The following is a 12,584-nucleotide window of genomic DNA, read 5'->3' on the forward strand; positions in this document are numbered from 1 at the left end:
CGTTTTGTACACAAATTTATCGGTTAGAGTGTTATCTGCACGCCGGCCGAGAACGAACGCAGACCGGGATAGTTGCTTGTCTCGTAGTTGCCGCCATAGTTGCTCGCCTGGTTGACGGTGGCGGCGTCGGTGCCGGGATAGGAAGTGATGGTGAAGAGGTTGGTGGCCGAGACAAAGAGGCTGCCGCGGGCCACGCGGCCAAGGGGTAGATTGTAGGACAGGCGTACTTCCTGCAGACGGAAGAACGAGGAGTCAAAGAGCTGGTGGTCGGTGAGCTTGGGCACACCGTCGCCTATGTAGAGGGCCGGATATTTGGCATCGGGATTCTGAGGTGTCCAGCGGTCGTTGAGTCCATAGTCGATGAGGCCTGTGAGCTGGCCGGGAAGGTTCTGGAGAGCCTTGGTGTAAAGTTTTTTACCGCCTATCTGATAGCCGAAGTTGCAAAAGAGCGTGAAGTCCTTGTAGCCGAGGTTGGCGATGAGACCTCCATACACGTCGGGCTCTGGGCTGCCGATGACGGTGCGGTCATAGTAGTTGATGATGCCGTCGCCGTTGAGGTCGGCTATCTCGAGATGTCCGGGCTTGAGCGTGTTGCTGTCATAATAGGAGTTGCCCATTGACTGGGCGCACGCGTTGAGCTCGTCGACACGGGCCTGGGACTGGATGATGCCGTTGTATTTGTAGCCGAAGAAAACCCCCATGGGATAACCCTCGACAAGCACCTGGTTGCCCGAGCCTTGCACCACTTCGGTCATCGCCGACTGGGCGCGGCCCTCCTCGACGAGACGGGTCACCTTGTTGCGGTTGTGTGACATGTTGAGTGTCAGTTCAAGATTCCAGTCGCGGGTGTCGATGACGCGGCCTGTGACGTTAAGCTCCACGCCGGCGTTACGTACGGCTCCGATGTTGCGTGACATGGTGCCGCTTGTCGCGCTCGACGGGAATGAGAATGACCATATGAGGTCGTTGGTGACTTTCCAATAGCCCGAGAGCGAACCGCGTATACGGCTGTTGAGGAATGAGAAGTCAAGACCGAGGTCATACTGTGTCGACTTCTCCCAGCGTATATCGTGATTGCCCACACGTGAGTGGTAGATGGTGCTGCCGTCGTTGTAGCTGCCCGACGAGTAGAGGTCGCGGTTGGTGTAGGAGCCGAAGTTCTGCACGCCTGTCACACCCGCGCTCGCACGGAGCTTGAGGTCGTCGATAAATGTGAGGTCGCGCATGAATCGCTCATTGTTGATGCGCCAGGCTATGGCTCCCGAGGGGAAGAAGCCGTAGCGGTTGTTGGCTCCGAACATCGACGAGCCGTCATAGCGGCATGTGAATGTGAAGAGATAGCGGTCAAACAATCGGTAGTTGGCGCGAGCGAATGACGAGAAGAGGCCTGTCGACGAGTAGCCGCTGCTCCAGTTGGATAGGGTGGCCGCGCTGCCTATGTTGGTGAATATCTCATCGTCGGGATAGGTCTGTCCGCTGAGGCTCTGGGTCTTGGAGATGTAGCGTTCCCACGACACACCCACCATGGCGTCGATCGAATGGATGTCGTTGAACTTATTGTTGTAGTTGAGCGTGTTGTCCCACACGGTCTTGCTGCGGCGCGAGTGGCCTTCCGATCCATAGTTTTCCTTGCGGGTGCTCAGCACCGAGGGGGTGAAGGTCTCGGAGTCGGTGTGGCCGTATGTGCCCGAGAGGCTTGTGCGGAATCGGAGTCCCTTGATGATGTCGAGCTCGCCGTAGACTGTACCCATTATGGTCGAGTTCTCGTTGGCGTTTTTCTTCTCGAGAGCCGCCACGGGATTGTTGGAGTTGGAGAGGTCATAGGAGCCGTCCTCATAGTAGGGCGAGAGGTCGGGACGCACCCCCTGGGCGGTAAAGAGCGAGGTGTTGGCACTGTGGCTGTCGTTGTAGGTCATGTTGGCGTTCATGCCGAAACGCAGTATGGGGAGCACCGAAGCCTCGGCCGAGATGCGCGCACTGTAGCGTTTGAGGCGGTCGCCTATCACCATGCCTTTCTGATCCATGAGCGAGAGCGACATAAGATATTTGGAGCTTTTGCCGCCGCCCGACACGCTCATTGTGGCGTTGTGGCGTATAGCGGTCTGCTTCACGAGGTCAAACCAGTTGGTGTTGGCCGAGCCCAGGTCGGTCGAGCCTTCGGCCAGAATACTGTTGGCGGCTGAGTTGGAGGGGTCGATGGCCAGAGTCTCGCGGGCAAAGCGTCTGATGGTCTCGCGCCATTCGTTGCCGTAGAGTATGCGGAAGTTGTTGATCTGCTTGTCGGTTGTGACATTGTAGGAGAACGATACGGTGGCTTTCTGGTCGATTTCACCGCGCTTGGTGGTCACGAGTACAACACCGTTGGCTGCGCGGGAGCCGTAGATGGCGGCTGCCGATGCGTCCTTGAGCACGTCCATCGACTTGATGTCGCTGGGAGGAATGTCGTTGAGCGCGCTCGAGTCGGTGACGGGTATGCCGTCGATTACAAACAGCGGCTCGTTGCTGCCTGTGAGCGATGTGGCACCGCGCACACGCACTCTGACAGTCTCGCCGGGGACGCCTGTGCCTGATGACACCTGCACGCCGGCGGCGAGGTTTTGCAGCATCTGCGAGGCGTTGGGCACGTTGAGCTGGCTCAGTGTGCGCTCGCCGATTGACGATACCGAGCCGGTGAGGTCTTTGATGTTGGTTGTGCCGTAGCCCACCACTACCACCTCGTCGAGTTTCTGCTGGTCGGGCACGAGCGAGAGGCTGAAGGATGAGCGTCCGTTGACGTGGACGGTCACAGGCTTGTAGCCGATATATGATATGTTGAACGAACCGTTGGCCGGGACATCATTGAGCGTAAAACGTCCGTCCATGTCGGTGGCCACGCCCTTGGTGGAGCCGCTCATGATGACACTCGCGCCTATCACGGGGTCGCCGTGCTCGTCGGTGACGGTGCCTGAGACGGTTGTCTTTTCCGATGAGGCGGGTTCGCCTTTGCGCAGTATGACCGTCTTGTCGATTACCTCGTAGCCGAGGCCCATCTGTGCGGTCACGACATGTTGCAGCAGATAGTCGAGGTCGACGTTGCGGTAGCTGCCCGAGACGGGCGTCGAGATGCCGTTGATAAGGTCTTTGCGATACACGAAGTCATAGCCGGTCTCTTTCTGGAGAATGTTGAGCGCGGCCTCGACGTTATCGTTGCGAAACGTTACATTGAAGCTCCTTGCATAGCCGCCCAACGGGATTAGCAGCAGGGCCGACACAATGAAAATCAAAAAACTTTTTCTCATGACGTGATAATAATATGATGAATAATTGGTTTTGGTTTATTTACTGCACGTGGTGATTATAATTTTGCTGCCCGAGGCCTTGAGTTCGATGCCGCCGCTGCGCTCGAGGATGCGTTTGGCTACAGAGAAGTCGCTGTAACGCGGTATGCTGCCCATGAATATTATGTCCTGAAGGTCGGGGTCGTCAAACTCGTATTCAAAGTCATACCATCGGGCGAGGTCGCGCATGATTACGGAGAGAGGCTGGTTTTGAAACACAAAGCGTCCGTTGCGCCAGCTGGTGATGACCTGAGGGTTTACCACGAGCATGTCAAGCTTGCTGTCCTGACGGTTTAGCCTGGCCTGATGGCCGGGTGAGAGGCGCACTTCGCCCGACGGTGTCTCGGCGAGCGAGATGGAAATGGAGCCGTGCTCGAGGGTGGTGCATACGCATGGGTCGTCGGCATAGGTCCTGACGTTGAAAGCCGTGCCGTAGACTCTCACCACCTGCTCGTCGGTCTCGACATAGAAGGGGCGCGAGGCGTCGGGCTTGACGGCAAAATAGGCTTCGCCGGTCACGTGTACACGACGCTCGGACGCGCTGAACACTTCGGGATAGCTGAGCGTCGACTCGGAGTTGAGCCACACCACGGTGGAGTCTTCGAGCATGATTTTAAATTCGTGTCCGCGGGCCACTTCAAGACACAGGTTGTCGGCCGGCCGGTTGGCATCGCATCGGTCGGGGTGTCTTATGGGGAGTCGGTTGGCCATGATGGCTGTGTCGGACGCGCCGAGTGCAACGGCATCGCCGTTGGCTGTCTTATAGACTGCTCCGGTCTTGCCGGGAGCTATGTCGTCGATCGACAGTATGGCTCCGGCCAGGGGCGGTGTCGCGCTGCCTGAGCTGTCGGAGCCGCCGGTAATGTAGAGCCATGCGGCCGCTCCGATCACCGTTGTCGCAGCGAAGGCTGCTGCCGTTCTGAGCACACGGCGGCGTGTATGCTGACGATGCATGTGGTGTATGCGCAGAGCCATGTCGCGTGCAGGCCGCTCGTGGCGTATGCGTAGCTCGCCGGCATACTCTTCGTCGAGAGCCGACGGGTCGGTGAGACGGTCGACGAGGTTGCGCCTTGCAGGATTGTTTCCTATCCAGGTCTCAATCTCCATGGCCTCGTCGGTCGACAGCGATGACGTGATTTTCTTTAATATGAGTAAGCTGATCCTATCCATTGCGGTTAGAGGTGTGATGTCGGTATATACATGCGTAAGGATTCAAAAAGTATACATTTTTTTGAAGAAAAATATACTTTTTACGAAAAAATAGCTCAAAAACCTTAACTTTGCATCCGCAACATTACACAACGTGGCGGATTATCAGCACATATTCACATCTTTTTTGGCCGGGAGGATGACACCTTTTTATTCGGTGATCTATCCGCGACTGCTCAGCTATGCCTCACGCATACTTGGGCCGAAACTGTCATATATGGCGGAGGATAGTGTGCAGGAGGCGGTGATGAATACCTATGTGCGACGCGACGAACTCTCTGACATTAACAAGTGGCGCGCATGGCTGCTGACGGCTGTGCGCAACAATGCCCTGATGATGCTCCGCAAGGAGGACCTTGGCCGCCGGTATGTGGAGCACGGAATGCTCTCGGAGGATGAGGCCGAGGATGTGTCGCTCGCGATGATAGAACAGGAGGTGTATGTGGCACTGTTTTCGGTGGTCAGGTCGCTGCCTGAGAAATACAGGAGTGTCTTTGAACTCAGTTTTGAACAGGGCCTCAGAAATGTCGAGGTGGCCTCGATGCTCAATGTTGCGGAGATTACGGTGAAAAAGCGTAAGGCCAAGCTCCTCGACATGTTGCGCGAGCGTCTCGGCGGCAACATCGACGAGCATTATGTGATGGTCATAGTCGCGGCCGGTTCGGTGTTTGCCGACAGCGTAGCCGGGTAGATGATACTGCCCGTGGCGCGTGGAGATACATAAGGACAAAAGATTCAGAAGAAACAAAAATTTTTAGATAGCCCAGTTTTATGGCAAAAAAACTTTTGTTTCTTCTGAATCTTTTGTCCTTTTGTATCTTCTTCTTTTGGCCCGGTGTCAGGCAAAGAGTGTGCGGAGGGCTTCCTCGACTTTGGCTATTTCTATGATGCGGATGCCAAACGATGAGGTGTCGATGCCCTTGAGGTTGCCGCGGGGAATGAGGATGGTGTCCATGCCGAGTTTTTCTGCTTCGCGTATGCGTTGCTCTATGCGGCCTACCGGACGTATCTCGCCCGAGAGCCCGACTTCGCCCGTGATGCAGGTGGAGTGGGGGATGGGCATGTCGATGTTGCTCGAGAGTATCGCGCTGATTACGGCAAGGTCGATGGCAGGGTCGTTGACTTTGAGTCCGCCCGCGATGTTGAGAAACACGTCTTTGGCCGCGAGTTTGAATCCTGCGCGCTTCTCGAGCACGGCCAGGAGCATGTTCATACGTTTGGAGTCGAAACCGTTGACCGATCGCTGCGGAGTGCCGTAGGCTGCTGTCGAGACGAGAGCCTGGACTTCGATGAGAAACGAGCGTATGCCCTCCATGGTCACTCCGATGGCTACGCCCGAGAGGTCTTCGTCGGTGTGGGTGGAGAGGAGCATTTCGGATGGGTTTCTGACCTCGCGCAGTCCGCGCTGACACATCTCGTAGATGCCGAGCTCGGAGGTGGAGCCGAAGCGGTTTTTTATGGCACGCAGCAATCTGTAGATGTGCTGACCGTCACCCTCGAAGTGGAGCACGGCGTCGACTATGTGTTCGAGCACCTTGGGGCCGGCCAGATTGCCGTCTTTGGTGATATGGCCGATGAGCATTACGGGGACCGACGACTCTTTGGCATATTTGAGCAGACGCGAGGCGCACTCGCGCACCTGTGAGACGCTGCCGGCCACCGACTCGAGCTCGTCGGAGGCGATGGTCTGTATGGAGTCGACTATCAGGAGTCCGGGCTGTATCTTCTCGATGTGTTCCTCGATGTTCTGGAGCGATGTCTCGCAGACGATAAACACGTTATCGCTCGGCCGGCCTATACGGTCGGCGCGCATCTTGATCTGGCGCGCGCTCTCCTCGCCCGACACATAGAGTATGGTGCGCGATTTGATGGAGAGAATGTTTTGCAGCACGAGTGTCGACTTGCCTATGCCCGGCTCGCCGCCGATGAGTATGATGCTTCCGGGCACGAGCCCACCTCCGAGCACACGGTTGAGTTCCTCTGACGGCATCTTGATACGTGGCTCGTCGGCCGTCTCGATGGCCGAGACCGCTACGGGTGCCGAAATGTGGTGGTTGCTCCCCGGGGAGATGAGGATGCGGCTCTTGGAGGCGGGGCGCACCTTTTCCTCGACCATGGTGTTCCATTCTCCGCATGCCGGACAGCGTCCGACCCATTTGGGTGATTCGGCTCCGCAACTGTTGCAGAACCATACGGTCTTGATGGCTTTCATATGGTGCGTTTATCTTCCTGCACGGAATTTAGAGACTGTGATGGCTGTGGCTATGGCGGCGTTGAGTGATTCGCCTGTGGGACGTCCGGCCGGCCATGAGGGTAGGGTGATGCGGTCGGTGACGAGTGAGGCTACGGGGTCGGAGATGCCGTTGCCCTCGTTGCCTATCACGATGATGCCTTGGGGCGAGAGTGTCACGGTGTCGATGTCGTCGCCGTCAAGAAATGTGCCGTAGATTTTCACGTTGTCCAACGCGGAGAGTGTGGCCGGAAGGTCGCAGTAGTGCACGGCCACACGTGAGATTGACCCCATTGTGGCCTGTATTACCTTGGGTGCAAAGCAGTCGGCCGTCTCGCGCGAGGCAAGAATGTCGGTGATGCCATACCAGTCGGCCACGCGTATGATGGTGCCGAGATTACCGGGGTCCTGTATGGTGTCGAGGGCGAGCATGAGCGAGCCCGAAGTCTCGGCCGGCGAGAAAGTGCGTTCGGGTATGTCATATACGGCTATCACCTGTCCAGGAGTGGTGAGCGAAGACATCTTGCGCAGGTCACCGCGTCCGGCGGTCACGGCTTGGGGGAGGCGGGCAATGTCAGGGTGCTCGTCCATCCATTCCTGTATGGCATAGATGGCGCGCAGTGAGAAATGGCCGAGTGTGTCGAGCACACATTTGGAACCCTCGGCCTTGAAGGCTCCTTCACGGCGGCGGTGTTTGCGCTCATCGAGCGATGCCACCGATTTGCATATGTTGTTAGTGACTGTTTCCACATTGCAAAGATAAGAAAAATCATAGAATTTTCGTACATTTGCCATTATACATATAACTTGGTAAAATCTCAGGCCTATGAAACCGCAGTACAGATTGCCAGGCTGTAGGATTTGTCATCTTTTCTCGTTATTTTTGTATCATGATATTGAAAGAACTTTACAGGAAATACACGGGCGTAGAGCCTGAGTCGGTGACACCGCTCACTCCCGCGGGATCAAACCGCCGTTATTACCGTCTGTCAGGCCCTGTCAGCGTGGTGGGTGTCGAGGGTGTCGACCGTGCCGAGAACGAGGCTTTTATATATCTGTCACGTCATTTCGGCGAGTGCGGATTGCCTGTCCCGGAGATACTTGCCGTGAGCGATGATGCCATGGCTTATCTGGTGAGCGATCTTGGCGATGTGTCGCTGTTTTCGCTAAGAGATAAAGTCACGTTGCTCGAAAAAGCCATGCGTGTGCTGGCCCGTCTGCATTGCGTAGGCTCGGTGGGTCTGGATTATTCGCGCTGTTTTCCTGTCGGGACGTTTGACAGCCGGGCCGTGATGTGGGACCTCAATTATTTTAAATATTCGTTTCTCAATACTTCGGGCATAGCTTACAGCGAACCCCGTCTGGAGGAGGATTTCGTAAGGCTGGCCGCCGATGTGGAACGCCTGAGTGTGGAGCACGGTTGTTTCATGATGCGTGATTTTCAGTCGCGCAACGTTATGGTCAAGGATGGCGAGACCTATCTGATAGACTACCAGGGCGGACGGCGCGGGCCGGCTGCCTATGACCTTGCATCGTTTCTATGGCAGGCCAAGGCCGCATATCCGGCAGAACTGCGCGAACGGCTGACCGACGTATATATCGACGAGGTCCGACGTTACGGGCCGGTGGACGCCAGGCTGCTCAGAGAGCAGGTGAGGGAGATGGCTCTTATACGCACGCTGCAGGTGCTCGGTGCCTATGGGTTGAGGGGGCGTTTTGAACGCAAACCGCATTTTTTGCAGAGCATACCTCCGGCGTTGGCCAATCTGCGTGTGCTTCTTGCCGAGGGCATCGGTGACTATCCCTATCTTGCGCAGGTGCTCTCGCTGCTTGTTGGAAAGACCGAAGTGACGGCCGCCGAGGCCGGGCCTTATGACGGTCTGACCGTGAGGGTGAGCAGTTTTTCTTATAAAAAAGGTATACCGGATGACCCTTCGGGCAACGGTGGCGGATATGTGTTTGACTGCCGTGCCATGGACAACCCCGGCCGTTATGAACAATACAAGCGTCTCACCGGGCTTGACAGGGAAGTGATAGATTTTCTTGAGGAGCGAGGTGAGATAGGCGAGTTTCTTGAGTCGTGTTACAGTCTCGTCGACAGGGCTGTAGACAATTATCTGAGCCGCGGGTTCTCGTCACTGATGGTAAGCTATGGATGCACCGGCGGACAGCACCGCAGCGTGTATTCGGCCCAGCATACGGCTGAGCATATCAAGGCGCGCTATCCTCAGGTGAGGGTGGTGTTGTGGCATCGCGAACAAAATATAAGCGAGGTGTTATGAAAGCAATGATATTTGCCGCCGGACTCGGCACACGTCTCGCTCCGCTGACCGACACTTGTCCCAAGGCTCTGATTGAGGTAGGCGGCAAACCTATGTTGCAGCGGGCCATCGAGCGGTTGCACGATGCAGGTGTGTCGGAAATTACGGTCAATGTGCACCACCACGCCTGTATGATCAAGGATTACATTGCCTCGCACGATTTCGGTGTGGACATAAGAGTGAGTGACGAGTCATCGTGTCTGCTTGACACGGGAGGCGGAGTGGTCAAGGCTGCCACGATGCTGCGCGGCGACGGGCCTGTGGTGCTGTATAATGCTGATATATTTACTGATTTTCCCCTTCGGGAGATGATGGAGCGTCATTGTGCATCAGGGGCTGACGTCACACTGCTTGCCGACAGCCGCGAGACTTCGCGCTATCTGTTGTTTGACGCTTCGGGACGCATGACCGGGTGGCGCAATGTGTCGACCGGCGAGACCCGTTCGCCTTTTCCCGCAGAAGTGACTGACGGAAGCCGTCAGATGGCGTTTGGTGGAGTGCATATAATCAATCCTTACGTCATAGACAGCATGGCTGAATATATGCCGGAGGGAAAATTTTCAATCACACCTTTTTATATACATGCTTGCCGGGAACTCGACATCAGGGCCTATACCCCGTCAGGCAGCTACACGTGGATTGACATAGGACGTCCGGCCTCACTCGCCAGGGCAAGAGAGATGGCAAAAAGTAGAGATTGAGGATGCCTTTAGACATAGGTATGGAGTTAAAGCAATTTATTCCAGAATATTTGCTTAATTTTGTAACATAAACGCGTAGCGCATACAAATATCACCAATTTAAGTTTATGCTAATAAAGGAACGTTCCATAATCACATGGTTGCTACATCCTGACTTGAAGCAAGCACCGGAGAATTTGGTGATTGCGCCTGTGTCGAATCCAATAAATCAATCCATCCTTTTGCACAGTTTTATCGAGTTAGATAAAATCCGTAAGCAAACTCCCGAATGGGGATTGCCGGAACTTCTCATGCCTTCTTTTGGGGAGGTCATGTATAAGAGCCATCGGTCTTTCGACAATATAATGCCACAATTGTTTGAGGATTTTTGCAAAAGAGAAGAGTGTGGAATTTTACTTTGTCGTGGCAATGTCACAATTGTATACAGCTTTGGTGGTAATCAGTTGCATATTTGGCATTTTACCGAACTATACGGAAAGAGTGTTTTCAACTTCTATACATGCAATGTCTGCGATGGCGAGAATATCGGTGTTGGGATTACAAATACACTGTTATCTGATAATTTATTGTTTTCAGGGTCTTTACAAGAGCGGCAGCGAAAATTAGCTTTTATTGCTGGATTTGTCGCTACCTATGTTGCCGTCAAACGATACATAAAAGTGGAAACAATCGTCATCCCACGCGGCAAGTTCACTGCCATTGAGGGAACGCCGCTTGAATATATCGAAAAAAAGAAAGTCCTCAATCAGACAGGTCAAGAGGTCATTGTTATGGATTCCAAATGGTTTCGTAAAATCATCAACGAAAACGACATCTATGTACGTGGTTTCTTCCGTATGCAGAACAAGAAGAATGAGCTTGGCGAATGGTACAAAGAACTTATCTTCGTTGACTCTTTCGTCCGACATGGTTATCACCGAAACGCCAAGATAGAAGATGATGAAGTAAATTAGGTCGTAAATTAAACCTGATGTCTTGACAGGAAGATTTTAATCGCAAGCTCCCATTTTTTATTAAACTGAAATATTGCAATGAAAAAAGAAACACTTGAACATGACACAACAGTTGTGATCTATACCGAGGAATCAGAAGAATTAACTAAGGAAGTTTTTATCTATCTACAAGACTTAAATGGAGATGGAGAACTTTTTTCAATGTTGACTATGAAGTCCAACATGAAGATGGCTCATTTGAGAACGGGAATGGGATGGAATCCCTCGACATTATTTTAGATGCTTATGGTTTTGAAGATTACAATAAGTTATCATCATACTTCAGGTATATGTATGAAAACGACAAAGACGCTTTTTCAAAAATCGTAAGTGATGTAAAGAGCAAAGGGGTCAATCTTTCAATTGATGAATCTGAAGGATTCTAAGGACCTAATGGCTTTTCTATGTGGGGCGGTTTTTAGTTATAATATTTAAAATAACTGCAATGAAATACTTTTTTTCAATTATTCTCCTATTTATTCCCTTTTGCATATTCTCTCAAACGGATTCTATTTCATCAGTCCATGTAGACTCTATATCTCCAAAAAATATGGAGGATTCTGAATCGTTATTAGAACTTCTTAGTGATATAAGATATAATCAGGACAGAGAGTATGAGTCCAATCGTTATAAGATTTATCCGACGGAGGTTGTTGTAGAACTATTTCTCAAAAAAAATAGCAAAAGCCTCAACTTTCACAAGCTGAGGCTTTTTTATGTCCATAAAGTTTTGTAACTTTATGGTATTCAAAACTATTGAATACAAAGTTAATGTATAAGTCTTACATACCCAACGATAATCTGCTCTTTCCGCCCAATTTGGGTGATTTTATCCCTGCGGATGCTCCTGCAAGGCTGATTTCGGATATAGTCGACCTGATGGATCTGAAAGAGATTCATGACAGTTATTCAAAAGCCTCCGACGGTCAGCCACCATATCACCCGGCAATGCTGCTTAAGGTTGTGCTCTTCGGCTACATGAACAACATATATTCCACACGAGCACTTGAGGCGGCCATGCAGCGTGATGCGCATCTTATATGGCTTTCATCATATCAGTTTCCTGACCATACGACAATCAGCCGTTTCAAGACACGGTGCATGCCATATATTAAGGTTATATTCTCGCGTCTGGTGTTGATATTGGTAGAGCGAGGAGAAATAGAACTGGCCAAAGACCTGTTCATAGACGGCTCAACAATACGTTCACGCTCAGCACGCTGGCGTATAAAATGGCGCAGCAACGCCGAGAAGTTCGCGGCATCGGCAGATGCAGACATACAGGAAGGAGTCAAAGCCTTGCTTGAACAGGTTGAGAACGGAGACAATGCCGAAGACAACAGCCCCGGCCATGTCAGATATACAAAAGAAGAAGCCCGCGAAATAGCAGACCGCATTGAAGAGAAAGCGAAAAAAGAGGGACTTAAGAACGTCCGTGGCAAGATTACAGCTATCCGCAAGGCATGCGACCGCAAAGACGCTCATGACAAGACATTGGAGCAATGTGCCGACAGATGCGGAGTCGCGCCTACAGATCCTGAATGCGGCATCATGCACGCCAAGGAAGACGGATACGAAGGAATGGCGACACCCAACTACAATGTGCAGATTGCTACACAAAACCAGTATGTCACAAACTATGGCGCATACGACTCAGCGGATGACAAGTCTATCAACATGGATTTTGTCGACACCTGTGTGGAAGAAAACGGAGTCAAGCCGTCAGGTGTTGTCGAAGATGCCGGATACGGATGTGAGGAAGTATATGTCGGGCTGGAGCAAAGACAGATTGAGGCTATAGTCAAATATCCAAA

10 protein-coding genes are annotated in these 12,584 nt (G+C 52.8%); 6 read left to right on the top strand and 4 right to left on the bottom strand.

What is annotated here, in order from left to right; genetic code table 11:
* Positions 1–23 precede the first annotated feature (23 nt).
* Together QGT73_RS04415 and QGT73_RS04420 are read right to left on the bottom strand one after the other, a co-directional pair.
* Positions 24–3,278, bottom strand: coding sequence for a SusC/RagA family TonB-linked outer membrane protein (locus QGT73_RS04415; RefSeq protein ID WP_280121591.1), 3,255 nt, complete (start codon positions 3,276–3,278; stop codon positions 24–26).
* A gap of 36 nt (positions 3,279–3,314) precedes the next feature.
* Positions 3,315–4,487 (bottom strand): FecR family protein, encoded by a 1,173-nt coding sequence (locus QGT73_RS04420; RefSeq protein WP_280121592.1) that lies wholly within the window; start codon positions 4,485–4,487, stop codon positions 3,315–3,317.
* Between the two features lie 178 nt (positions 4,488–4,665).
* Between QGT73_RS04420 and QGT73_RS04425 the strand changes: the two genes are divergently transcribed.
* Positions 4,666–5,217: a sigma-70 family RNA polymerase sigma factor gene (locus QGT73_RS04425; RefSeq protein ID WP_280121593.1), complete on the top strand. Its 552-nt coding sequence runs from the start codon at positions 4,666–4,668 to the stop codon at positions 5,215–5,217.
* Between the two features lie 147 nt (positions 5,218–5,364).
* Here the strand turns inward: QGT73_RS04425 and radA are convergent, their stop codons facing one another.
* Together radA and QGT73_RS04435 are read right to left on the bottom strand one after the other, a co-directional pair.
* Complete coding sequence (gene radA, locus QGT73_RS04430) at positions 5,365–6,738, bottom strand: DNA repair protein RadA (RefSeq protein WP_123616283.1); 1,374 nt, start codon at positions 6,736–6,738, stop codon at positions 5,365–5,367.
* A 9-nt stretch (positions 6,739–6,747) separates the two neighbouring features.
* The gene (locus QGT73_RS04435; RefSeq protein ID WP_280121594.1) at positions 6,748–7,506 is read right to left on the bottom strand and encodes an RNA methyltransferase; all 759 of its coding nucleotides are present in this window, start codon (positions 7,504–7,506) and stop codon (positions 6,748–6,750) included.
* 140 nt (positions 7,507–7,646) lie between these two features.
* Between QGT73_RS04435 and QGT73_RS04440 the strand changes: the two genes are divergently transcribed.
* The 5 genes from QGT73_RS04440 to QGT73_RS04460 form a co-directional block, all read left to right on the top strand.
* Complete coding sequence (locus QGT73_RS04440) at positions 7,647–9,038, top strand: RapZ C-terminal domain-containing protein (RefSeq protein ID WP_280121595.1); 1,392 nt, start codon at positions 7,647–7,649, stop codon at positions 9,036–9,038.
* On the top strand, positions 9,035–9,778 hold the full coding sequence (locus QGT73_RS04445) for a nucleotidyltransferase family protein (RefSeq protein ID WP_280121596.1): 744 nt from the start codon (positions 9,035–9,037) through the stop codon (positions 9,776–9,778). The genes QGT73_RS04440 and QGT73_RS04445 overlap by 4 nt, the downstream gene beginning before the upstream one ends.
* Positions 9,779–9,885: 107 nt before the next feature.
* A complete protein-coding gene (locus QGT73_RS04450) occupies positions 9,886–10,731 on the top strand; it encodes a hypothetical protein (RefSeq protein ID WP_280121597.1) in 846 nt (281 codons plus the stop codon).
* Between the two features lie 254 nt (positions 10,732–10,985).
* Positions 10,986–11,156: a hypothetical protein gene (locus QGT73_RS04455; protein ID WP_280121598.1), complete on the top strand. Its 171-nt coding sequence runs from the start codon at positions 10,986–10,988 to the stop codon at positions 11,154–11,156.
* Between the two features lie 385 nt (positions 11,157–11,541).
* Positions 11,542–12,584: transposase (locus tag QGT73_RS04460; RefSeq protein WP_280121599.1), on the top strand; the 1,043-nt coding region annotated here is incomplete at its 3' end.

It is taken from the genome of Duncaniella muricolitica, assembly GCF_910574735.1.
Classification (GTDB): Bacteria; Bacteroidota; Bacteroidia; order Bacteroidales; family Muribaculaceae; genus Duncaniella; species Duncaniella muricolitica.

Excerpts from the sequence above, each read along its gene's own strand:
- QGT73_RS04440 (WP_280121595.1), top strand. The coding sequence starts at position 7,647 with ATGATATTGAAAGAACTTTACAGGAAATACACGGGCGTAGAGCCTGAG.
- QGT73_RS04455 (WP_280121598.1), top strand. The coding sequence starts at position 10,986 with ATGGAATCCCTCGACATTATTTTAGATGCTTATGGTTTTGAAGATTAC.
- QGT73_RS04445 (WP_280121596.1), top strand. The coding sequence starts at position 9,035 with ATGAAAGCAATGATATTTGCCGCCGGACTCGGCACACGTCTCGCTCCG.
- radA (WP_123616283.1), bottom strand. The coding sequence starts at position 6,738 with ATGAAAGCCATCAAGACCGTATGGTTCTGCAACAGTTGCGGAGCCGAA.
- QGT73_RS04425 (WP_280121593.1), top strand. The coding sequence starts at position 4,666 with ATGACACCTTTTTATTCGGTGATCTATCCGCGACTGCTCAGCTATGCC.
- QGT73_RS04420 (WP_280121592.1), bottom strand. The coding sequence starts at position 4,487 with ATGGATAGGATCAGCTTACTCATATTAAAGAAAATCACGTCATCGCTG.
- QGT73_RS04415 (WP_280121591.1), bottom strand. The coding sequence starts at position 3,278 with ATGAGAAAAAGTTTTTTGATTTTCATTGTGTCGGCCCTGCTGCTAATC.
- QGT73_RS04450 (WP_280121597.1), top strand. The coding sequence starts at position 9,886 with ATGCTAATAAAGGAACGTTCCATAATCACATGGTTGCTACATCCTGAC.